Genomic DNA, 22,543 nt, shown 5'->3' with positions numbered 1-22,543 from the left:
TTCCCCAGCGCCCGACGGTCGTGGGACGATGTGCCCATGACTCAGAGCCAGTTCTCCACGCAGGCCGCGCCGCTCGGCATGGCACGGGGAGGAATTCCGCGCGGCGACGAGGTCGCCTCCTTCGCGACCTACGCGGAGGCGCAGCACGCGGTCGACTCCCTGTCCGACAGCGGCTTCCCGGTCCAGTACCTGGCGATCATCGGCACCGACCTGCGCCAGGTCGAGCGCATCACCGGGCGCATGAGCTGGGGGCGCGCAGTGGCCAACGGTGCCATGTCGGGACTGTGGATCGGGCTGTTCTTCGCCGCGATGATGCTGCTGCTCGGACCCAGCACGGGGACGGGCACGGTGCTGATCGCCGCGATCATCATGGGCGTCATCTGGGGGATGCTCTTCCAGGTCGTCGCCTACGCGGTCACCCGCGGCAAGCGCGACTTCACCTCCATCAGCCAGGTGGTCGCCTCCCGCTACTCCATCATCGCCTCGCAGCTGGCGACGGAGGCGGCCCGTGCGCTCGCGGACATCCCCGGCAACCTGACCCGCGGCGGCGAGGCCGCGCGCCGGGCCGAGGAGCGCCGCGCGGCCCGGCAGCAGGCCCGTGGGCAGGGCCCCAGTACCTTCGGCTCGCGCCCGGACGAGCAGCCCCGCTTCGGCGTGCGCCTGCCCGAGGGCGTGGACCCGCAGTCCTACTCACAGGGGCCGGGCGCCTCCCAGACCGGTGCCGCGCCCACGCCTCAGGCCGGGGCGGATACGGGCCGGGCGCCGGCCGGGGCGAGCTCTCCCGAGGCCACGGCCTCCGAAGCTCGGGCGGACGGCGGAACCGCGGGGCACAATGAAGTCGATGATGACCCCTATCGCCGTAGCCCGGACGACGCCCCGCGCGGGTAGCGTCTGCCCCCGCAGCCCCGCCCCCTGATGCTCATGGCCCCTGCTGCGCGTACCCCAACGAACTCGGACAGCGGCCCGGTCGGTGGCTCGTCCGAGACTTCGGCGCACGCGATCCGGGTGGGCCTGTCCACCTCTTCGGTCTATCCGGGTACGGCGGAGGACACTTTCGCGCTGGCCGCGCAACTGGGCTACGACGGCGTCGAGGTCATGGTGTGGGGCGAGAAGACGACCCAGGACGCGGGTGCCCTGGCGGCCCTGGCCGAGCGCCACCGCGTGTCGGTGCTGGCTGTCCACGCGCCCACGCTGCTGCTGACCCGCACCGTGTTCGGCGCCGACCCCTGGGGGAAGGTGGACCGCTCCATCGAGTTGGCGCGTGCGCTCGGCGCGCCCAGCGTGGTGCTGCACCCGCCCTTCTTCTGGCAGACCCGCTACGCCCGCTCCTTCGTGGCCGGCGTGGCGCAGCGCGAGGCCGCCTCCGGTGTGCGGCTGTGCGTGGAGAACATGTTCACCTGGCGCCCCCGCAACGCCCACTCCACGCGGGACTTCCAGGCGTACTTCCCCACCTGGGATCCGGTCGGACAGGGGTACCGCTCGGTGACGCTGGACGTGTCCCACGCGGCCACCTCCGGATCCGACGCGCTGGCCATGGCCCGTGCGCTGGGGCCGACCCTGCGGCACGTGCACCTGACCGACGGCGTGCCCGGCTTTCGCGACGATCACCTGCTGCCCGGGCAGGGCGATCAGGACTGCGCCGGATTGCTGCGACACCTGGTGGACACCGGCTTCGGCGCGGGCGGCGGCCAGGTCGTCGTCGAGGTCAATACCCGCACGATGAGCGTCGAGGAGCGGTGGGAGGGCCTGGCCAGTGCGCTCGCCTTCGCCCGTGAGCACCTGGAGGGCGAGGGCAATACCGACGCTGTGCGCGTACCCGCCCCTACGCGCAGGCGCTACCGTGATGCCCGCGCCTAGACGCCGAAACCGGCACTTATGACGTCCTCCCGATTCCAGTTGGTGCTGCGCGGGACGAACGCGTGTGCCGGTCTCGCGTGGATGGGGTGAATGAGGACGGATACGGGTGGGCGCTCACGCACAGGCAGCGGATTCGTGGGCACGGTGCGCGGTCGGCTCGAGCTGGAAGGTCGCATGCTCAATGCGCACCGGGAAGTGCTCGGCCACGCAGGCCTGCAACGCGTCCAGAACCTCGCCCGTGCGCCCCTGCGCCAGGCATGCGTCAGAGACGACCACATGCGCGGTAAGCACCGGCAGTCCCGAGGCCACCGTCCAGGCGTGCAGGTCGTGCACCTGCTCCACGTCGTCCAGCGCCAGCAGGTGGCGGCGCACCTCCGCCAGGTCGAGCGCCTCCGGGGTGCGCTCCATCAGCACGCCGACGGCGGTGCGCAGCAGGGCGAAGGCGCGCGGCACGATCAGGGCGACGATCACCAGGGAGGCAACGGCGTCGGCACGCGTCCAGCCCGTGGCGACCACCACGATGGCGGCCACGACCACGCCCACGCTGCCCAGGGCATCGTTGGCAACCTCCAGGAATGCGGCACGCATATTGAGGCTGGATTCGCGTCCGGCCGCCAGGACCAGCAGGCCCACCAGGTTGGCCACCAGACCGATGACGCCCATGACCAGCATGCCGTGAGCCTCGACGTCGGTGGCGCTCACCAGTGTGATCACGGCTCGCACCCCGACGCCGACTCCGACCACCCCCAGCAGCGCAGCCTGTAGGGCCGCCCCCAGGATCTCGGCGCGCCGCAGCCCCCAGGTGGAGCGGTCGGTGACGGGGCGGGCGGACAGGTGCGCGGACACCAGCGCCATGACCAGGCCGACGACATCGGTGAGCATGTGGCCGGCATCGGCCAGCAGGGCGAGGGAGCCGGTCAGCAGGGCGGTTACGACCTCGGCTACCAGCACCCCGGCGGTCAGGCACAGGACGACGCTCAAGCGGCCGCGCGAGGTACCCGCTCCGTGGGCGTGCGAATGCTGATGAGCCGACGGCATGCTCCGATGATAATGATGCGCGTCGGACCGGGCTCAAGGTCCGTCAGGAAACCGGTTCGCCCCGGGCCTGCGGGTCGCCCGAGGCCGGAGCAACGGTCAGCCGATGAGCCCGCTGACCCAGGCCTCCACCTCGTCGACGGTGCGGGGAATCGCCTGGGTCAGGCGCCGCACGGAGCCGTCGGCGTCGACGACGACGTCGTCCTCGATACGCACGCCGATGCCGCGCAACTCCGCCGGAACCAGCAGATCGTCGGCGCGGAAGTACAGACCCGGCTCGATGGTGAAGACCATGCCCGGGCGCAGCTGCGCATCCATGCTCATCTCCCGGCGCGCCTGGGCGCAGTCGTGCACGTCCAGCCCCAGGTGGTGACTGGTGCCGTGCACCATCCAGCGGCGGTGGAACTGGCCGTCCGGGTCCAGGGAGTCGGCGGCGGTGACGCCGTCGGGCAGCATGCCCCACTCCTCCAGTCGGGCCGCGATCACCTCCATGGCGGCGGTGTGCACGTCCCGGAAGCGGCAGCCGGGCGTGCCCGCGCGGGCGAAGGCGGCGTCGGCGGCGTCCAGGACGGCCTGGTAGACGCGGCGCTGCGGGGCGGTGAAGCGGCCGTCCACCGGGATGGTGCGGGTGACGTCGGCGGTGTAGAGGGAATCCACCTCGACGCCGGCGTCCACCAGCACCAACTCGCCCGGGTGCACCGCGCCGTCGTTGTTGATCCAGTGCAGCGTGTTGGCGTGGTTGCCGGCGGCGGCGATGGTCTCGTAACCGAGCCCGTTGCCCTCCTCGCGGGCCCTGGCCCCGAAGGCGCCCTCCAGCACGCGCTCTCCGCGCCGGTGCTCGGTGGCGCGCGGCAGCGAGCGGACCAGGTCGTCGAAGCCGGCCCGGGTGGCGTCTACCGCCCGCTGCAGCTGATCGACCTCCCACGGGTCCTTGGTCAGGCGCAGTTCGCTGGTGGCCTCCGCCAGGGCGTCGTCCACCTGCTGGGCCTCCTGGCCGGCGGCCAGACCGGCGGCCGTGCGCACCCGGTCCACCAGGGCGGTGACCGCCGCGTCGGCCTGTGCCACCACGCGCAGCTGCACGCCGTCGGGGCCGGCGTCCTTGGCGAGCGCATCCGGCAGGGAGTCAACGTGGGCGCAGCGGATCCCGGTGGCCGCCTCGACCTCCTCGATCGAGGGGCGCTGCCCCACCCACAGCTCCCCGTAGCGCGTGTCGGCGTAGAACTCCTCACTGGTGCGGGGGGCGCGCGGCCGGAAGTACAGCACCGCCTCGTGGGTGGGGGCGGCTGTGGCGGTGCCGGTGCCGTCGTCTGCGCGGTCGGCGGCGCTGGAGCCGTCGGCGCCCGCCGCGCCCAGGGGCTCCAGGACGAGGACGGCGTCGGGCTCGAAGTCGGTGCCGGTGCCGGCCAGGTGGGCGAAGGCCGAGTGGGGTCGGAAGCGGTAGTCGCAGTCGTTGTTGCGGGTCACCAGCCCGCCGGCGGGGATGACGAGCCGGTCGCCGGGGAAGAGCGCCCCGAGCCTCTCGCGCCGGGCGGCGGCCCAGGGGGCGGCCTCATTGCGGGCGGGCAGTGTGTCCGGGCGCGGGCCCCAGCCGGAGCCGATGAAGTCGCGGAAGGCCTGGTTGGTGGGCCGGTGTGAGCGGTTGTCGCCGCGCTGGGCTAGGGACTGGGGCGCCGCGGAATCCGGGGTGGAAGCGGCGGGGGAGTCGGTGTCGGAATACGTCATGGGCACATAGTGGCACGGTCGCTGACGGCGAGCCGCACCGGGAGGCGCCGGCCGGTGCGGCCTGGGCGCGGCGGAGGCGGCGGCCCTCGTGGTCAGGGGCGTCGGTCGGGGTCGCCGGGGAAGTGCACTCCTACTTGGCGGCGGGCCTCGTACAGCACCTCTACGGCGGCCACCGAATTGGCCAGCGGGTGCAGGTCGGACTCCCGCGCCCCCGAGCGCACCAGGCGGCAGAAGGCCTCCAGCTCGTAGGCCAGCGCCGGGCCGGCTCGGGTAACCGACAGATCTGCTACGGCGTCGGCTCCATCCGCATCCGGGGCGTCGGCACCGCGCAGTTCGATGCGCCGCGGCCACTGGCAGTCGTCCAGCGCGAGCACCGCGTGGTCGCCGGAGATCGCCGAACCGGTGCCCGCCGGAGAGGTCTTGGAGTGCAGGCACACCACCTCGAAGGCGGCGGGCTGGGTCTCCCGGGCGCCACCGTCGGCGGTGTCATAACCGAGCACAACCGTGCCCAGGGCGTCTGCGCCCTCCTCCAGCAGCACGCCGGTGGCGGTCACCCGCGCGGGCGGTCCGAACAGGTGGATCGCCAGACTCACCGGGTAGACGCCCAGGTCCATGAGGGACCCTCCCGCCAGGGCCGGGTTGAAGGCCGGCGGCAGAGACCCGGCCCGGTAGGCGTCCATGCGGGAGGAGTACTGCTCCTTGACCAGCAGGGCCCGCCTGACCGGACCCAACCGGGGCAGGTTCTCTCGCAGCACCGCGATGCCGGGCTCGAAGGCGGGCAGCCATCCCTCCATGAGCAACCGGTCGTTGCGCCGGGCCGCCTCCACCATCGCCCGCGCCTGGGTGGGGGTGGGGGCGAAGGGCTTCTCCACCAGCACGTGGCGACCGGCCGCCAGGGCGGTGAGCGTGTGCTCGGGATGCAGCAGGTTGGGGGAGCCGACGTAGACGACGTCGACGAGCGGGCCGCCGTCGGCGTCGCGGGCGGCGAGCATGTCGGCCAAGGAGGCGAAGGCGGCGGGGATGGCGTGCTCGGCGGCGAAGGCTGCCGCCCGTTCTGGATGCGCGGAGGTGACGGCGACTACTTGGGCATCCGTCACCGTGCCGACCGCCTCCATGAACCAGCGGGCGATGAAGCCGGCACCGATAATGCCGAAGCGGATCGGGGCGGCCGCCGTTGAGGCGGGCGAGGCGGATGATGCGGAGGCGCTCATGGCCCCAAGCTAGCAAGTAGTCTCAGTCACAGGCGGTGGTATTCGTAGACTTGGCTGGTGCGCATCGACCCCCACACCCACTCCGCCTACTCGGACGGCACGGACACCCCCGCCGCGCTCATGGCGGCCGCCGCCCGTGCCGGGCTGGACGTCGTCGGCCTGACCGACCACGACACGACCGCCGGGTGGGCCGAGGCGGCAGCTGCGGTGCCGGAGACGGGAGTGACCCTGCTGCGCGGTGCGGAGATCTCGTGCTCGGACGACGGCGTGACCCTGCACCTGCTGGCCTACCTGTTCGACCCGGACTACGTCCCGCTGGTCGACGCGCTGGCCCACGCCCGCGACTCGCGCTCCAACCGCACACGGATCATGGTCGAAAAGCTGGCGGCCGACTACCCCATCGGCTGGGAGGATGTGCTCGCCCAGGCGTCCGACGCCTCCACCATCGGGCGCCCGCATATCGCCGATGCGCTTGTGGCCGCCGGGGTCTTCCCCAACCGCTCGGCCGCCTTCTCCGGGCCGCTGGCGACCTCCAGCCCCTACTACGTCCACTACTGGGCGCTGGACCCGGTTGACGCCTGCCGGCTAGTGCGCGAGGCCGGGGGAGTGCCGGTGGCCGCCCACCCGCGCGCCGCGAACCGGCAGCGGCGACTCGTGCCCGATGCCACCTTCGCCGAGATGGCCGCGGCCGGCTTGGCGGCCATTGAGGTTGACCACCGCGACCACGACTCGGCCCAGCGTGAGCAGGCGCGGGTGCTGGCGCAGCGGCTCGGCCTGGGCGCCTCCGGCGCCTCCGACTACCACGGTGCCGGCAAGCCGAACCGTTTGGGGGAGAACCTCATGGCGCCGGCGCTGCTGGAGCGGATCGTCGCCGAGGGGACCTTGCCGCTGCTCACTCCCTAACCGGGAGTCGGTGCCCGCGTCCGCCGCCCGCCCCAGCCACAACCGATCAGCCCGTTCAATCCGCTCAGCCCATGCTCGCTAACATATTCGACCTAACGCTCTTCGCGACTGCCTTCACCACGATCCTGGTCATCCAGGACCCGCTCGGCGCCATCCCCATCTTCCTGTCGCTGACCAGTCGGCAGACCCACGCCGAGCGCTCCCGCTCGGCTCACCAGGCCACCCTGGTGTCCTTCGCGGTGATCCTCGTCTTTGCGATCTTCGGGCGCTACATCCTGCGGTTCCTGGGCATCACCGTGCCCGCGCTGCAGATCTCCGGCGGGTTGCTGCTCCTGCTCGTGGCCCTCGAACTGCTCACCGACAAGACCGAGGAGCATCCGGACCCGGATGCGGTGGCCACCAATGCGGCGCTCGTGCCCCTGGGCACGCCCCTGCTGGCGGGGCCCGGCGCGATCGTCGCCACCATGGTGGCGGTGGATTCGGCGTCGGGGCCCGTGGTCGGCTGGGTGAGCGTGACGGCGGCGATCGTGGTCACCCACGTCATCATCTGGGCGGTCCTGCGGTTCTCCGTGGGCCTGCACCGGATGCTGGGGGAGTCGGCGATCCAGGTGCTCACCCGCATCTTCGGGCTGCTGCTGGCCGCCATCGCGGTGCAGATGATGGCCGACGGCGTGCTTGCATACGTTGACTCGGTGATAGGCGCCTGAGCGCGGTCGTGTCTCCCGGCGGGTGGTTGGCGCCGGTCGCGGGGAGGACGGGGCGGCCGCCCGGACGGAGGTCGTACGGGCGGCCGGTTGTTCTGGAGCGTGGGCTCAGGAGTCGGCGCGGCCCCCGTGGGTACGGCGCCGGTTGCGCTTGCGGCGGGGCTTGTCGGCCTGCGCGGACGCGGCCCGCCCCGACCCGGACGTGTCGGTGCCGGACGCACGCCCCGAACCGCTGCGGCGTCCACGACCCCGGCCGCGTCCCCGGCCACCGCGATCGTCGCGGGGGCGGCCGCGCCTGCCGGTCTCGCCGAGGTCCTCGATCTGCTCGGCGTCCAGCCCCGCCAGCACCCGCTTGCTGCGGGGCAGCTTGCCGGTGACATCGCGGGGAATGCTCAGGTCCGCGTACAGGTGGTCGGAGGTGTGGTAGGTCTCCACCGGCTCCTCGATCGGCAGGCCCAGGGCCTTGGAGATCAACCGCCAGCGGGAGACGTCGTCCCAGTCGACGAAGGTGATGGCGGTGCCGGAGCCGCCGGCCCGGCCGGTGCGGCCGATGCGGTGGACGTAGATCTTCTCGTCCTCCGGACACTGGTAGTTGATGACGTGGGTGACGTCGTCGACGTCGATGCCGCGGGCGGCCACGTCGGTGGCCACCAGCACGTCAACCTTGCCCTTGCGGAAGGCGCGCAGCGCCTGCTCGCGCGCGCCCTGCCCCAGGTCGCCGTGCAGGGCGGCGGTGGCGAAGCCGCGGGCGGCCAGGTCCTCGGCCACCCGGGCGGCGGTGCGCTTGGTGCGGGCGAAGATTATGGTGCGGCCGCGGCCCTCGGCCTGCAGGATGCGGGAGAGCACCTCGACCTTGTTCAGCGCGTGGGTGCGGTAGACGACCTGTTGGACGGTCTTGACCGTCATGGAGTCGTCGCCCGGGTCCTGGGCGCGGATATGGGTCGGCTTGGTCATGTAGCGGCGGGCCAGGGCGACGACGGCGCCCGGCATGGTGGCGCTGAACAACATGGTGTGGCGGTCGGAGCGGGTGCGAGAAAGGATCTTCTCCACGTCGGGGAGGAAGCCCAGGTCGAGCATCTCGTCCGCCTCGTCCAGCACCACGGTGGTCACGTGGGTCAGGTCCAGGACCCGGCGGTCCATGAGGTCGATGATGCGGCCGGGGGTGCCGACTACGATCTCCGCGCCCCGCTCGATGGCCTCGATCTGCGGCTCGTAGGCGCGTCCGCCGTACACCTGGACGATGCGCACCGTGCGCTTGGCGGCGGCTCCGGCCAGCTCCTCGGCCACCTGCTTGGCCAGCTCGCGGGTGGGCAGGATCACCAGTGCCTGCGGGGAGCCGGAGGCGGGGTCCTCGTCCCAGCCCTCCTCGCCGGGGCCGAGCGTGTCCATGAGCAGGGGGATGCCGAAGCCGAGGGTCTTGCCGGTGCCGGTCTTGGCCTGGCCGATGATGTCCTGGCCGCGCAGCGCGATGGGCAGGGTCAGTGCCTGGATGGGGAAGGGGTGGGTGATGCCCTTGTCCGCCAGGGCCTGGCAGATCTCCTCCTCGACGCCGAAGTCGGCGAAGGTGCGCGCGGTCAGGTCGGTCTCGGAGCCGGCGTCGGTGATGTCGGGCTTGGCGTCGTCGAGCACCGGGGCGTGCGCCTGGGCGGTGGAGATGATGCCGGAGGCGGCGTCGGTCGGCTGCGAGGCGGGGGTGGCGGATGATTCAGTTGTTTCGGTCTGCTCGGTCACGGTGTGATTGGTGCTTTCGGTTGTATCCGGGCGTGGGGCCCGGGCTCAGGCGGCGCGGGCGGCTCGCCGGCGTGCGGCGGGACTCGCGCCTGCGGTCATGTGCGGCAGCCGATCGCGGAAGAGGCCCTGCACGTTGCCGTGACGGGCAGGCGGGGCGGAGAGGCATGACGACAGGCATGGCGACCGGGCAACCTGAGTCAAGACTAGTCACCTGGACGCGTCTGTGCGGGCCGCAGGGAAGAGATATGGATCGCGTAGGGCGCAAGCGGTTTGTGGGCTCAAAGGCGTTGGTGAGAGGGCGTGATGTAGGCGGTGTCGTCCGGACGACACCGCTCGAGTTCGCTCAGCGGCTTGACTAGGACGCCGTCGAGAAACTCTCGCAGGCAGGCGGCCATGTCGACCCTGCTGTCGAGCAGCCATTGGATCTGTAGTCCGTCTTGCAGGGCGGCGGTATTCCTGGCGATCCGTTCCACGTCGCAGCCACCTCGAAGCAGTCCTTCCGCCTTGATCTGGGCAAAAGCACGCCGATTCTGTTCGATGACCATCTCGTAGCGGTCTACGAAGTAGTCGTGTGCTGGGTGTGTGACTGCGGTCGCCTCCGCGCTGAGGGTGGCGTACAGCTCGATGAGCGGTCGCTGGGTGGCGTTGTGCTCCATCAAGGTCACCAGTGCAGACAGGAACGGGATGCCTTCACGGGCCTTGTCCGCCAGGAGGATGCTGTCGCCCTGATCGCGAGACTCCAGAACCGCCCTGAGGAGCTCTGCCTTCGTCGGAAAGTGGTGCAGCAGCGTCGAGTGGGTTACTCCGGCACGCTTGGCGATATCGCGGAGCGATGAGGCATTGAAGCCGGACTCGCCGAACAAGGCGACCGCAGCTTTGATGATCTTGACCTGGGTCGCCCGGCCGGTTGCGTACGTGCCGCGGCGTCGCCGGAGCTGGACTGCCTCTGTGTCACTGTCAGTCATACGGACCTCGCCTTCAGGGGCAGGCTACCTGGGGTTGGAGTCAGTCGAGCAATCGGGGGGAGAGAGATGAACTGAACATGAACCATCTGGTCGATCTTTGTGCTAGGGTTGAGCCGCCCGCAACGGTTGAGACGCTTCCGACGAGACGAAGCACCGTCGCGGCATGAGTGGAGGCAATGATGACTCCAGACATTGGGCGCAGTCAGAACGGGACGACCCGCTTGACCGTCAGGTTCTGCATGATGATGCTGCTCCAGTTCCTGGTCTTTGGGGCCTGGTTCCAGACGCTGGGCCTGGTGATGTCCACCTTCGGGATGGCCAATGCGATCGGCCTGGCATATTCCTCAGCGTCCATCGGTGCGTTCGTCGCGCCTCTGCTCGTGGGGTCGCTGGCGGACCGATGGTTCCGATCCGAGCGGCTCCTGGCGGCGACTCACCTGGTGTGCGCAGCCCTCATGATCGCGCTGCGCAACTCGGTGCTGGCAGGGTCGGAAGGGTGGACACTGACGCTTGTCTTCATCTACATGGCGTTCTACATGCCCACCATGGGGATCGCGAACAGCATCGTCTTCAGACACATGGGTGAGGGGAACAGCAGCTTCCCATACGTGCGTGTCTTCGGCACCATCGGCTACGTCGTCGCGGGGGTCGTCGTCGGCCAGGGAGGTCTGTCCGCCTCCCCGTCCGTCTTCCTAGTCTCGGCGTCGATCTCCGTGGTGATGGCCGTCTACTCGGTGACGTTGCCTCCGACGCCGCCAACCGGCACCGAATCCAGGTTCTCATTGAGCGACTTGGTAGGTGCAGGGGCATTCACGCTGTTCCGGCACCACAACTTCCGCGTCTTCGCGGTGTGCGTGCTACTCGCCGGCATCCCGCTGGCGCTCTACACGGCGTATGCCTCCGCCTACATCGATGCCCTCGGAGTGAAGAACGTGGCCACCGTAATGGCGCTCGGCCCCTTCTCGGAGATCATCTTCGTGGTGACCATCCCATGGCTTCTCCGCAAGGTCGGGATGAAATGGTCGCTGATGATAGGCATGCTGAGCTGGACGATCAGGTTGCCGCTGATGGCGCTCGCGGCTGGGACGGGACTGATCCCACTGATCATCGCGATCGCGATGCAGGGCGTTTGCAACGACTTCCTCCTCGTCCTGGGTGCGATGTACGTGTCCAGCCTCTGCCCGCCCGAGATCAGTGCACAAGGTCAGAGCTTGTTCACGATGCTGTACAACGGCCTGGGCGCCCTCATCGGATCCTTGTTCGGGAACGTCGTCTTCAACTCGGTGGTTGCTCCGAACCTCGGGGCTCGAGGCACGGGCGCATGGATTCCTCTCTGGATCATAGGAGCGTGCGCAGCAGGCATCGCCGTTGTCCTATGGGCGCTCGGGCACCGTGGCCAAGCCGTCCCAAAGACCTCATCGTCCAGCAGCGCGGTCCCTGCGACTAATCGCGACTAATTTGGAAGGATAGTCATGGATATCACTGTTCTCTGTTCAGACGGACGCGTCGGCTCGCGTATCGCGGCCGAGGCCGTCGGTCGGCGCCACCATGTGCGCGGCATCGACATTCACGAGACGCCTCGGGTAGAGGGACTGGCCGAGTATCACCGCCTCAATATCGCCGACGTCAATGGCATCGCCGAAGCGAGCCGGGGATCGGACGCGGTCGTCTACGCCGGTGCGCCGTTGGCGCTGGGACTGGACAAGGTCGAGGAACTTATCGAGGGCGTCATCGAGGCTACCAAGCAGGCGGGCGTTGCTCGTCTACTGGTGGTCGGCGGTGCAGGCACGGCACTGACAACCGAGGGGAAGGTGTATCTGTACACGAAGTTCTTCTCCAAGACGATCAGGCCTGTTGTCGGGATGCATGAGCGAGTTCTGGAACGTATGCGACAGGAGCACGACTTGGACTGGGTCGTCCAAACGCCGCCAGCGATGATGGAGGAGAACGTCGGTGAGCGGACCGGCCACTACCGCACCGGTCATGACCACCTGGTAGTCACCGATCTCGAGAGCACCGATTACCCCCACATCAGCACTATTTCAATGCAGGACTACGCCGTCGCGATGGTAGACGAGATCGAGACACCCGTCCATCACCGGGAGCGGTATACAGTAGGCTACTGACCGAAAATGGAGAGGAATGAGTCATGAGGATCGCGGTAATCGGAGGTACGGGCAATGCCGGCTCCAGCATCATCGAGGAGGCGCTTGATCGTCACCACGAAGTCGTGTGCATCAGCCGTAACCCCAAGGACGTCGTGCACACCGAGTTCCCGGATATCGATTCCCGGTATGGTGACTGTGCGGACGTCGAGAGTCTTATTTCATCGATCCCGAGCGACACCGACGTCCTGGTGAACGCGGTCATGCCCGATCCCGACAACCCCACGACCTTCGGCACCTGGGCGAGCAATGTGGTCGAGGCGGCGAAGGCCCGCGGAGTCAAGCGGCTCCTCGCCGTCGGCGATTCGTGCGTGTTCGAAGTCAAGCCGGGTGTACGGCTCAGGGACACCTCGTTCCTGACACCCTTCTACCGCACGTGGTACGGCGTCCACGAGCTCTCTCACGAGGTCTACCTGGCGGAGCATGAACTCGACTGGGTTGAGATCGCCCCCGCCGCGAAGATGTTCCCGGATCGGCGCCTGAAGACCTACAGGGTTGCGGTCGATGAACTGTGCACCAAGGACATCTCCGATCCGGACTACGCCGCACAGTCGTACATCGGACTTGAGGACTTTGGCTACGCGTGTCTTGATGAGATTGAGCGGCCGCGGTACCACCGCCAGCGCATCTGCGTCGCCTATTAGTCTGCGTGGGGGAGAGGCCGCCGAGCGATTCGACGGCGACGCGGGGCGTCGATGGGGATCGCCCAGGAAAGCGGCCGAGAAGCGCCCGATCGGCGCGTCGGCAGGGCCTACCCTGGGTCCATGAGCAGTTCAGCCTCCCCCACCGGCCGGGACGCGGCCGCGTCACCCACGCCGCACACCGTCGCGGTCATCGGTCTGGCCGCTTATACGCGGACCATCGCCTGCACCCGTTATGCCAAGGATGCCGATAAGGCTTCCGACATGGCCTCACGCGTCGAGCTGCTGCGTATGAGCGCGGAGGCGGTCGCCTCCTTCGACCGGCTGCGAGAACCGGCTGCGGCCGTCGGCGTCGACGTGCTCGAGGCGGCAGCGCCGTTCATCGGCGCACTGGGCGACTTTGATGAGCGCCTGCGGCCCCTGGACTGGTACGAGCGCTTGACCAAGACCTACCTGACCTTCGGGTTGATGCGGGACTTCGTCGTCGCGCTCGCGCAGACGCTGGATGCGCCGCTGCGCGAGCGGCTGACGGAGGAGATCGGCGCCGACCGCCTTGCGGACTTCGCGCCGGCGCAGCTGGTGCCGGCGATCGGCGAGGACACGCAGCTGGCGGCGCGCCTGGGACTGTGGGGCCGCCGCGTGGTCGGTGAGGAGATCGGCACCATGAAGCGGCTACTGGCATCCGTGCCGGATCTGGCAGTCTCGGGAGCGGAGGCCGAGGCACTGCACGAGGCCCTCTCCCAGGGGGCGACCACCCGCATGCGGGGGCTGGGGCTGCGGGTCTAGCCGAGCGACGGCGTCGGCACGGCTCGGAGGATGACCGGGGCGGCGTCGGGCAGGGGATGCGGCTGCCGTCGGGCCGGGGTCAGAAGCCGAGCAGCAGCCAGACGGTCAGGACCAGGCCGCCGACCACAACCGCGGCATGAATGACGCGCTCGGGAATGAGCCGCTGAATCAGGGGTGCCGCGTAACCGCCGACGAAGGAGCCGATGCCGACGGCGATTGCCGCGCCCCAGTCGACTCGGCCCTGCACTATGAACAGCACGGCGGCGGAGAAGTTGGACAGCGTCAGCATGGGCGTCTTCATCACCACCGCCGCGTGGGTGTTCATGGGTGTGCCCAGGGTGCACAGGGCGAAGAAGAGTACGCCCGCGCCGGCGCCGAAGTAGCCGCTGTAGACCATGATCGCGGCCATGAGGGTCAGGAAGGCGGGGGCGGCCAGGCGGTAGTTGGCGGCGCCTCGCCGCAGCCGCGGACTGAGGGCGACCAGCACGGTCGCCAGTAGCACCAGCCAGGGCACGATGGCCTCGAACACTCCCGGTGGCGCCACCAGCAGCAGCGTCCCGCCCACGAGCCCGCCGACGACGGCGATGAGTACCTGCGGGAGCAGCGGGTAGTAGCGGATCTGCCTCAGCCGGTCCCAGGAGGTGATCAACGAGCCGATGCCGCCGGGAATCAGGCTGACCGTGTTGGAGGCGTTGGCAACCACCGGGGGTACGCCCAGGGCCACCATCGCCGGGTAGGAGACGAGTGACGCCATCCCCACCAGGTAGCCGACGATGGCGGCCAACACGCCGGCGAGGAACAGTAGGGCGTAGGTGATTACGGGCGACATCGCGGCCAAGACTAGCGGCCGGGTGGCGGAGCCGAAGGAGTTCCCGGATGCGGCCGCGCGGGCCGCGGCGGTGTGAGGCATGATACGGACCGGTGCTGAACCGGGGGCAGGGGTGCCCTCCGGCAGTCCTTCAATGCCGTCGGCTCATCGGCGGCGATACCGAATCCGAGAGGGGATCACATGTTCGTTCGTCGCGAGGCAATCGCCATCCGCTGTGACCACGAGGGGTGCGACCGGATGGTCGCCCACCGGGTGGTCGACACCGTCCACGACCCGGACGGCACGGCGATTGAGCGCGTGCTGGCGCTGAGCTACACCGAGCAGGACGCCCTGCGCGCGGCTGAACGTGACGGCTTCAAGATCCTGGGCGACCACGTCTTCTGCGAGAAGCACGACCGGTTGTGACCGGCGGGCCGCGCTGCTCGCTGCACTGTGGGCGTTTAGTGTCCTTGGGTGGTTTCGGCTTGGTCGGTGAGGTAGGTGAGGGTGCGGACGGTGTTGTAGGGGGTGGTGGTGTTGGTGGTGGTGATGGTTCCGGTTATGGGTGTGGTGGTGCCGCCGGTGGGGGTGAAGGTGGCCTTCCAGGTGGTTGTGAGGGTGGTGGTTATGTCTTGGGCGGTGTGGGTGTAGCGGTGGGTGACGGTCTGGTTGGGCCACGGTGCACCCGGAGCAGTGGTGGTCGTGGTGGTGCCGTCGCCCCAGTCCCAGGTGTAGGACACTGGTGTGGCGTGGATGACGACCTCGGTGCCGGCGACGGTGGTGGAAAGCACCTGTGTGTCGGGGTTGGTGTAGACGATGAAGTCCTTGCTGATCAGGACTTCTGCTCCCGGGGGCTGGCGGGTGATGCCCGATCCGTCGGCCAGCAGGGTCACTACCTGGGAGGCGGAGACCGTGACCGCCACCGGGCCCCCGTCGGTCCCGGTGGCGGTGGTGGTGGGGGCGGTGTGTGTGGCGCAGTCGGTCGGGTCGAAGTCGGCGTTTCGGGCGCCGCCCGACGCGGCGCTTCGTATGCCGACGCAGGCTAGGTACATCAGTTGTGCGGTGCGGGCGGCCTGCTCGTCGAACGCCCCGCCTCCGTAATGGCCGCCGGTGGCGGGCGCGCCCGGCGATGAGGAGTACACCTGATACGACCAACCACCAGTAACAGTCACCGAACTACCGTGGGCCTCACTGCTGAATTCGTGTTTCGAATGGGTGTCTGCGAATGCGTCGGGTGTAGTGGTCAATGCCATCAAAGTAACTGCGGCAAGTGTGAGGAGGCGTAGGTAAGCGGCACGCTTCATTTGGCTTCTCCTCCCTCCTCTATATCGACTATTTCTATGCTCCAATTCGATCCTGTCCACCGCAGTTGAACCAGCAGGATGTCTTCTGCCTGTTCGATATGAATTGGGGGCTCGTTAGCGCCGGGATGTTGGTCGCGTTCGTGAGAGTTAACCTGGGTGCGTACGACGTAGCGGTTGGGGTCGTTTTCGTCGGTCCACCACTCCAGGGGCGTGATCTCCTGCTCCCACGGGTCAATCCAGCCGCCGGCGTTTTGTAGCTCGGTTGCGTTGCTGACTACGCTGTTGCAAAATTCGCAGCCGTCCTCACTCATTTTTTCCCAGGCGTCCAGATCACCTGTCGCATATACGTACGGGTAGAGCTCGATGAAGTATGTGGTTGCTTCGGCGGCGCCGTCGGGGGTGAATTCGGGGGTGTAGGGGGCGGGTGGTTCCATGGCCAGGGCGGTGGCCCTGGCGGCGGCGTCCTGGGGTGAGAGCGTGGGGGTTGGGGACGTGGCTGTCGTTGGTGTGGTCGGTGTCGCCGTGGTTGTTGGGGTGGTGTCGGTGTGCGCGGAGCAGCCGGTGGTAAGGGTCAGGGCTGCCAGGCAGGCGGCCAGTGCGGCGGTGAGGGGGCGGAGGTGCCTGGCCTCCGGCTGCCGGTTGTTGTGGGGGTGCTGCCCGTGCGTGGTGGGTGGGGTGGGACGGGTGCGGTGCGTGCGCGGTGGTGGGACTGGTGCGGGTGTGGTGGGCACGGAGAGGCCTCCTCGTTGAGGGTCCGGGCGGGAGCTGACTGGCGCATCGGTTTGGTGCCGATGTCCGCAACCGTACCGAGACCCGTGCGCTCGGCGCCACTCCGGTGATGTGCCCTGTGGAAAACCCGCCACGGCGTGGGGTGGCGGGTTCGTCCGCGGCGCCCACTTTGGCCCGCCGGCAGGCCTTCTCAGCCCGTCCCCGGCCACCCGTGCCATATCAACCGATCTGGGCACGTAACTTCAACCGATCTGGGCACGTAACTTCAACCGATCTCAGCGAGAGGACCAGGGAGCAAAGGCACGAGGAGAGGGAGGCGGCGTGGGGCGCAGATATGGGCTCAAAGGACCCGCAGGCCCATGTGGGCGGCGAGTGCGGGCGCGAGTTCCACGAGTTGATCGGCTCCCACCCAGGCCCCGCGTAGCCCGGCGGCGTCGTCTACCTGGCTGAGTGCCAGCCCCCGCAGATCTACATCCATCAATCGGCTCTCCCGCACGCGCAGCTCGCCGACCCGGCAGTCCTCAAAGGCCACACGGGTCAGTGTGGCCGCCGTCAGGTCGAGCGTGTCCACCGTGCAGCCGCGCAGGCGCACATCCAGCAGGTTCGCCCGCCCAAGCCCCAGGAAGCCGATGCGGCAGTCCTCCAGCAGCACGCTGCGCCACTGCGCGTCGTGGCACTCGAAGGCGCCGACGCGCGAGGCCTCCCAAGAGACCTCCCGCCACACAGAGCGCTGCGCGTGCAGTTCGGACGCCGTCAACCGGTCCACGCGCGACTCCGCACAGCGGCATTCCTCCAGATGGGCGCGATCGGCTCGCACGTCCTCCAGGACGCACTCGACCAGCTCCAGCACGCGCAGGTCCACCCCGGAGATGTCGACGCCGCTGAACCGCGCCAGATCGGCGTAGCCTCCCGCGCGCAGGACGACGGCGTCGGCGGGCTCCAGACCACGTGGACGGATGGGCCTGGCACGGGGCGGCCGGGGGAGAAGGCGGTCGGGCATGGAACTCAAGCGGCGTCGTCGGCCGGGGTCTGCTGGACGTCGGCGGTGATGTAGCGGGAGATGATGGCCTCGCACTCGGCGCGATCGACCGGGCGGCATCCCTTGGCCACCCAGGCGGCGATCTTGGCGGGCTCCTCCCGTGCCAGCCTCAGCCCGCGTCGCAGCAGCACGGGTAGTGGCTTGCGGTGCTCAGCCAGGTCACGGCGGAGTCGGAACCACCAGGTCTGCAGGCGCGGACGCCGCAGCACGAGCGCGTCGGCGAGCACTCCGGCCTCCCGGCAGCGGTCGATGAGCTCCGCTGCGAACACGCCCTCGGCCACATATGCCGGCAGCGCGTCGACGTCCAGAGTGGTGTAGTCGACCGTGGCGTTGTCCCGGATCGAGTACACCGGCACCGTCGTGGAGCCCGTGGCACACAGCTCGAGAATCGCGGCCATGGCCCGGTCCGCGTCCCAGGAGGCCGGATTGTCCCAGTCGATGTCACTCATCGCCTCGGCCCGGGTGGCGCCTTCCGTACCCGAGAAAGTGCCATCCAGCAGCGGCATACCGGGTTCGTCGCCGTCGCGGTAGAAGTCGTCAAGCTTGAGACGGCGTGCGCCGACGTGACGCAGCAGAGACGTCTTGCCGGAGCCGGACGGGCCGGTAAGCAGGATGACGCGGGTACTCACGGGACCTAAGGCTATCCTGTGGAACCGATCAGCGATTGCGCGTCATTGCAGGTGGGTCCGACGACCATGGTCGTCGGACCCACCACATCTACCGATCTCGGCACGTAACTTCTACCGATCTCGGCACGCAACTTCTACCGATCTCGGGGAAGGGGGCCGGGGCGGAGAACCGGCTCAGGCGAGCAGGGCGCGCATGCGGGCGCGGGCGCCGTCACGCTTGAGCGCGGCCAGCTCCTCCACATAGGCGGAGCGGAAGCGCTCATCGTCGGCCAGGTCCCCGAAGATCTCCCGGTTTCCGATGAAGCCGAGCTCGTCGCCCGCCTCCTGCTTCTCGGCGAAGGGCCGCAGGTCATCGGCCACGGGAATCTCGTCCCCGTTCTCGTCGGTGCCCAGCACTCCCAGTGACCAGGCGGCGCACATCGCGGCCCCCAGGCGCACCTGCCCGCCCGCGGCCAGGTTGTCGCGCACGGTCGGCAACACGAACTTCGGCATGCCGGAAGGTCCGAACTGCGCCAGGCGCAGCAGCGTGTCCGCGATCGCCTCATTGGTGAAGCGCTCGAAGAGCGTGTCGATGTACTCGTCCAGGTCGATCCCCGGCACCGGCAGCAGCCGCGGGCGCGCCTCCCGCTCCAGGTAGGCACGCACCCAGGCGGCGATGTCGGCGTCGGCGGCCGCCGTGTGGGCGAACTCCATGCCCAGCAGCCGCCCCCAGTGCGCCAGGCCCTGGTGGGAGGCGTTCAGCAACCGCAGCTTCATCAGCTCGTAGGGGACGACATCGTCGACCATTTGCACCCCGACCTCCTCGTACGGCGGCCGCCCCGCAGGGAAGTCGTCCTCCAGCACCCACTGGGTGAAGGGCTCGGCCACCACCGGCCAGGCGTCCTCGACGCCCAGCTCGGCGCGCACCTCCTCGACGTCGGCGGGAGTGGTCTGCGGGGTGATCCGGTCGACCATGCAGTTGGGGAAGGCGACGTTGCCGTCGATCCAGTCGGCCAGCTCCGGGTCGGACAGGCGCGCCTGGGCGACGACGGCGGTGCGGGCGATCCTCCCGTTGCCGGGGAGGTTGTCGCAGCTCATCACCGTGAACGGGGCGACGCCGGCCTCGCGGCGCAGGCGCAGCGCCTCCACGATGTAGCCGAAGGAGGTCTCCGGCTCGTGGGGGTGGGCGGCGTCGTGAGCGGCCCCGGGCGCCTCGGCGCGGAAGGCGCCGGTGGCGTCGTCGATGTTGTAGCCGCCCTCGGTGACGGTCAGGGAGACGATCCGGGTGGTCGGCGCCGTCATCACCTCCAGCACCCCGGCGCGGTCCTCGGGGGCGAAGCGGTAGTCGCAGATGGAGCCGATGATGGCCGGCTCGTGGTGGCCGTCGGGGTGCTTGAGGGTCAGGCTGTACAGGAAGTCCTGGCCGGTCAGGGCGTCCCGCATGCGCGCGTCCTGGGGCAGCAGGCCCACCCCGCAGATGCCCCAGTCCAGGGCCCTGCCTTCGCGCATGAGCCGGTCGAGGTACATGGCCTGGTGGGCGCGGTGGAAGCCGCCCACGCCCATGTGCACGATCCCGGTGGTCAGGGCGGAGCGGTCGTAGGTGGGGGCGAGCGGGGAGGCGGCGAGTGTGGTGGTCATGATGGACATCCTTGTCTTTGATGGTGAACCAGTATCTTGTCGGTGCGTGGGCTTGCAGGGTGACTTTGGTGTGGCGGGCTGCGTGCGGGTCAGGCCTTGACCGCCTCCTTACGGGCATCGACGTCGTCGGTGAAGCTCTCCAGGATGCGGGCGTTGCCGGGGAGCTTGAGGGCGAAGCACAGGAAGAAGGAGACGACGTAGATTCCGGCCAGCGCCATGGCCACCCACAGGTAGCCGCCGGCGGTGGTCTCATCGCCCATGAGCAGGGTGACGATGGCCGGACCCACGAAGGCACCAAGGCCGGCGCCGAGGTTGAGGATGGCCAGTGCGTTGCCGGTCTCCCCGTGGGCGTGGGCGGTGATCAGTGGTGTGGTCGGCACGTGGGCGCTCAGGCCGATGCCGACGGCGGAGGTGCCCAGGGCGATGAGGAAGAAGTTCGGTCCGGCGACGATCGGGATCAGGTAGATGTACGCCAGCGCCGCGGCCGTGATCGGGGTGGCGAACCACTGCAGGGTGTTGCGCCAGCCGAGCTTGTCGCCGACCACGCCCCAGAAGACGTCGCCGAGGATGGCCACGAAGCCGAAGATGGAGAACTCCAGGATCGCCTGGGACTCGGGCATGCCGTAGACCTTGTGCAGGTAGACCACGTAGTAGGCCTGCATGCCGTACTGGCCGGAGAGGTTGATGACCTTTACGATGCCGCCAATGGACACCTTGGGGTAGCGCCACAGCACGGATACGGCTGAGCCGACGGACTCCACCACGGACTTGCCGCGGGTCTGCGCCGAGGAGGGGTGCAGCCGCAGGAACAGCATGCCGATCACGCCGCCCACGGCGGCCAGCGCCCAACCGAGCCAGAGGGTGGCGATGTGACCGATGTGCGGCAGCAGCAGGCTGGAGAAGTAGGAGCCGAGCAGCTGCATGCCCAGGCTGAAGGCGAACCAGAACCAGCCGGAGACCGAGGACTGGCGGGCGGGCGGGGTCACCATCATGGTCCAGGTGAGGAACCCGTACGCGAACATGGGGTAGCCGAAGCCGCGCATGCCATAGAACAGGAGCAGCAGCGGCAGATTGTGGCTGGGCAGGCCGACGGCGATGAACAGTGCGTCGAACACCAGGAATGACACCAGGCCGATCAGCATTACCCGCCGGCAGCCGATGGCATCGCACAGGGCGCCGGACAGGAAGGCCGCAATGGCGACGACCACCCCGTAGGAGGTGACGATCATTGAGGCCTGGGAGACGGCGAAGCCGACCGAACTGCTGGACAGGTAGTTGGTGATCCACACCGCCTCGATGCCGTCACCGATCACGAAGATGATGACCGCCAGGAATCCGGTGGCGAGGTTGGTGGGGAATCCAGTCTTCTGTATGGCTGCTATGAGCCTGTTGGAGGAGGGCATCGTTGCTCGATCACCTTTGGTCGCTGTTTCAGGGGCCGGCGTCCTTCGCCGGTGGCATCAAGTGTGGGACCGAGCGGTGACCGCCTCGGTGACCGGTTGCGGGCGTGCAGTTTGCCGGTGTCCGACTCCGGAAATGCCCGGATGACGCGGCTCAAGGCGACCGAACAGGGCCGGAGTTTACCGAATCCGGACGCGCTGGTGACCGTTTCCTGGCTGGGGATGTGAGTTGAGCAGGTTGAGGACGTGGGTTAGCCCGCGAGGATGGCGGCTAGCCCACCGGCTCCCCCCGGGGAGCGTTGACGGCGGCTATCCGGAGGCGCCGGTGCCCCTGTCCGGCTCATCCGTCCCGCCTTGCCGAAGCCCCACCGTTTCCGACAATGTTCACCCCGAGTCACGACCAGAGCGGGGCAAACTTTCGAGCGGTCGTCGATGCCATGTCGAGTGTCGGCGGCAGTCGGCCACCGCGCTCCTGAGTCAGACACTCCGCTTCAACTCAGACCCGGTCCACCTGCGGTCCGAAGGAGCCCAGCCGCCGCGCCGTTGCCCTGCGCAGCTCCCTGCCGGTGATGATGCGCTCCAGTGCGCGCACGTGCCCGAAGCGCACGAAGGTGGAATGGCCGAACTTCGTGTGGTTGCCGACGAATACCGCGCGACGGGCGACCGCCAGCGCCGCCTCCTTGACCGCGGCCACGGCCGGATCAGGGGTGGTCAGCCAGCCCGCGTCGGTGACGCCGTTGGCGCCGATGAAGGCCAGATCCGGTTCCATCCGTTCCAGCATGGTGGTGGCCCAGTGACCGACGGCGCCCAGGGTGGTGGGCCGGATCCGGCCGCCGACGGTGATCACGGTGTAGCGCGGTCGCTCGGCCAGCTCGAGCGCCGTGGGCAGGGAGGTGGTCACCACGGTGAGGGGGCGGTCGACGGGAAGCGACCGCCCGACCAGCAGCGGCTGGTTGCCCTCGTCGAGGAACACCGTTTCTGCGTGCCCCAGGCAGGCGGCGGCCGCCCGGGCGATGCGGTCCTTCTCCTCGGTGTGGTGGCTGGAACGGAAGGCGCGGCTGGTCTCGTAGGTGGCGGACTCGGCGGCCGCGACCCGCCCGTAGGTGCGGATAATGCGGCCGCTTGACTCCAGTTGGCGCAGATCTCTGCGAATGGTCTCCACGGATACCCCGAAGCGCTCCGGGAGCTCGGAGACCTCCATCTCGCCGCGTTCACGCAGCTCGCGGATGAGCGCCTCTCGGCGCGCGCGGGTGTCCGCGCGCGCCGAGAGTGGATCAGGGGTACCAGTGGTCATGGC

At 69.0% G+C, this 22,543-nt stretch carries 22 protein-coding genes; 9 read left to right on the top strand and 13 right to left on the bottom strand.

The features are described from left to right. Positions 1–36: 36 nt before the first annotated feature. Positions 37–888, top strand: a complete 852-nt coding sequence (locus BLR49_RS05525) for a YflT domain-containing protein (protein WP_245690484.1) — start codon at positions 37–39, stop codon at positions 886–888. Positions 889–1,005: 117 nt separating this feature from the next. Beyond that, complete coding sequence (locus tag BLR49_RS05520; protein WP_245690483.1) at positions 1,006–1,857, top strand: sugar phosphate isomerase/epimerase family protein; 852 nt, start codon at positions 1,006–1,008, stop codon at positions 1,855–1,857. Positions 1,858–1,971: 114 nt separating this feature from the next. On the opposite strand, the gene BLR49_RS05515 is transcribed toward BLR49_RS05520, so the two are convergent. The 3 genes from BLR49_RS05515 to BLR49_RS05505 all read right to left on the bottom strand — a co-directional run bounded on the left by BLR49_RS05515 (position 1,972) and on the right by BLR49_RS05505 (position 5,825). After that, positions 1,972–2,895 (bottom strand): cation diffusion facilitator family transporter, encoded by a 924-nt coding sequence (locus BLR49_RS05515; RefSeq protein ID WP_092534688.1) that lies wholly within the window; start codon positions 2,893–2,895, stop codon positions 1,972–1,974. A gap of 96 nt (positions 2,896–2,991) precedes the next feature. Then, positions 2,992–4,614, bottom strand: coding sequence for an aminopeptidase P family protein (locus BLR49_RS05510; protein WP_092534685.1), 1,623 nt, complete (start codon positions 4,612–4,614; stop codon positions 2,992–2,994). Positions 4,615–4,706: 92 nt separating this feature from the next. Further along, positions 4,707–5,825: a Gfo/Idh/MocA family protein gene (locus BLR49_RS05505; RefSeq protein ID WP_092534682.1), complete on the bottom strand. Its 1,119-nt coding sequence runs from the start codon at positions 5,823–5,825 to the stop codon at positions 4,707–4,709. A 57-nt stretch (positions 5,826–5,882) separates the two neighbouring features. On the opposite strand from BLR49_RS05505, the gene BLR49_RS05500 reads away from it, so the two are divergent. Further along, a complete protein-coding gene (locus BLR49_RS05500) occupies positions 5,883–6,728 on the top strand; it encodes a PHP domain-containing protein (RefSeq protein WP_092534679.1) in 846 nt (281 codons plus the stop codon). Positions 6,729–6,799: 71 nt separating this feature from the next. Continuing rightward, the gene (locus BLR49_RS05495; protein WP_092534676.1) at positions 6,800–7,435 is read left to right on the top strand and encodes a MarC family protein; all 636 of its coding nucleotides are present in this window, start codon (positions 6,800–6,802) and stop codon (positions 7,433–7,435) included. 105 nt (positions 7,436–7,540) lie between these two features. Here BLR49_RS05495 and BLR49_RS05490 read toward each other — a convergent pair whose 3' ends face one another. Together BLR49_RS05490 and BLR49_RS05485 are read right to left on the bottom strand one after the other, a co-directional pair. Next, positions 7,541–9,163, bottom strand: coding sequence for a DEAD/DEAH box helicase (locus BLR49_RS05490; protein WP_092534673.1), 1,623 nt, complete (start codon positions 9,161–9,163; stop codon positions 7,541–7,543). 278 nt (positions 9,164–9,441) lie between these two features. Then, positions 9,442–10,128 (bottom strand): TetR/AcrR family transcriptional regulator, encoded by a 687-nt coding sequence (locus BLR49_RS05485; RefSeq protein WP_092534671.1) that lies wholly within the window; start codon positions 10,126–10,128, stop codon positions 9,442–9,444. 176 nt (positions 10,129–10,304) lie between these two features. Between BLR49_RS05485 and BLR49_RS05480 the strand changes: the two genes are divergently transcribed. From BLR49_RS05480 to BLR49_RS05465, 4 genes are all read left to right on the top strand, one after another. After that, a complete protein-coding gene (locus BLR49_RS05480) occupies positions 10,305–11,585 on the top strand; it encodes an MFS transporter (protein WP_092534668.1) in 1,281 nt (426 codons plus the stop codon). Positions 11,586–11,600: 15 nt separating this feature from the next. Continuing rightward, positions 11,601–12,254: an NAD(P)-dependent oxidoreductase gene (locus BLR49_RS05475; protein WP_086614634.1), complete on the top strand. Its 654-nt coding sequence runs from the start codon at positions 11,601–11,603 to the stop codon at positions 12,252–12,254. Positions 12,255–12,277: 23 nt separating this feature from the next. Further along, the gene (locus BLR49_RS05470) at positions 12,278–12,937 is read left to right on the top strand and encodes an NAD(P)-dependent oxidoreductase (protein WP_086614635.1); all 660 of its coding nucleotides are present in this window, start codon (positions 12,278–12,280) and stop codon (positions 12,935–12,937) included. Positions 12,938–13,057: 120 nt separating this feature from the next. Beyond that, positions 13,058–13,720, top strand: coding sequence for a ferritin-like fold-containing protein (locus tag BLR49_RS05465; RefSeq protein ID WP_245690481.1), 663 nt, complete (start codon positions 13,058–13,060; stop codon positions 13,718–13,720). 79 nt (positions 13,721–13,799) lie between these two features. On the opposite strand, the gene BLR49_RS05460 is transcribed toward BLR49_RS05465, so the two are convergent. Next, positions 13,800–14,630 (bottom strand): sulfite exporter TauE/SafE family protein, encoded by an 831-nt coding sequence (locus tag BLR49_RS05460; RefSeq protein WP_092534662.1) that lies wholly within the window; start codon positions 14,628–14,630, stop codon positions 13,800–13,802. A gap of 99 nt (positions 14,631–14,729) precedes the next feature. Between BLR49_RS05460 and BLR49_RS05455 the strand changes: the two genes are divergently transcribed. Next, entirely contained in the window at positions 14,730–14,954 is a 225-nt protein-coding gene (locus BLR49_RS05455; RefSeq protein WP_092534659.1) for a hypothetical protein, read from the top strand. A gap of 35 nt (positions 14,955–14,989) precedes the next feature. Here the strand turns inward: BLR49_RS05455 and BLR49_RS05450 are convergent, their stop codons facing one another. The 7 genes from BLR49_RS05450 to BLR49_RS05425 form a co-directional block, all read right to left on the bottom strand. Beyond that, entirely contained in the window at positions 14,990–15,700 is a 711-nt protein-coding gene (locus BLR49_RS05450; RefSeq protein ID WP_143013713.1) for a zinc transporter, read from the bottom strand. Between the two features lie 128 nt (positions 15,701–15,828). Continuing rightward, the gene (locus BLR49_RS13015; RefSeq protein ID WP_143013712.1) at positions 15,829–16,266 is read right to left on the bottom strand and encodes a DUF6318 family protein; all 438 of its coding nucleotides are present in this window, start codon (positions 16,264–16,266) and stop codon (positions 15,829–15,831) included. Between the two features lie 635 nt (positions 16,267–16,901). Next, positions 16,902–17,561, bottom strand: a complete 660-nt coding sequence (locus BLR49_RS05445) for a pentapeptide repeat-containing protein (RefSeq protein WP_092534652.1) — start codon at positions 17,559–17,561, stop codon at positions 16,902–16,904. A 5-nt stretch (positions 17,562–17,566) separates the two neighbouring features. Next, entirely contained in the window at positions 17,567–18,229 is a 663-nt protein-coding gene (locus tag BLR49_RS05440) for an ATP-binding protein (protein ID WP_092534649.1), read from the bottom strand. A gap of 174 nt (positions 18,230–18,403) precedes the next feature. Further along, a complete protein-coding gene (locus BLR49_RS05435; RefSeq protein WP_092534646.1) occupies positions 18,404–19,846 on the bottom strand; it encodes a mannitol dehydrogenase family protein in 1,443 nt (480 codons plus the stop codon). An 89-nt stretch (positions 19,847–19,935) separates the two neighbouring features. After that, positions 19,936–21,249, bottom strand: a complete 1,314-nt coding sequence (locus tag BLR49_RS05430) for an RbtT/DalT/CsbX family MFS transporter (protein WP_092534643.1) — start codon at positions 21,247–21,249, stop codon at positions 19,936–19,938. Positions 21,250–21,742: 493 nt separating this feature from the next. After that, positions 21,743–22,540: a DeoR/GlpR family DNA-binding transcription regulator gene (locus tag BLR49_RS05425; RefSeq protein ID WP_092534639.1), complete on the bottom strand. Its 798-nt coding sequence runs from the start codon at positions 22,538–22,540 to the stop codon at positions 21,743–21,745. Between the last annotated feature and the right edge of the window lie 3 nt (positions 22,541–22,543).

This window comes from Actinomyces ruminicola (genome assembly GCF_900103885.1).
Lineage (GTDB): Bacteria > Actinomycetota > Actinomycetes > Actinomycetales > Actinomycetaceae > Actinomyces > Actinomyces ruminicola.
Note: the sequence above shows the minus strand (reverse complement) of the source record. Positions and strands in the feature narration are given on the sequence as shown.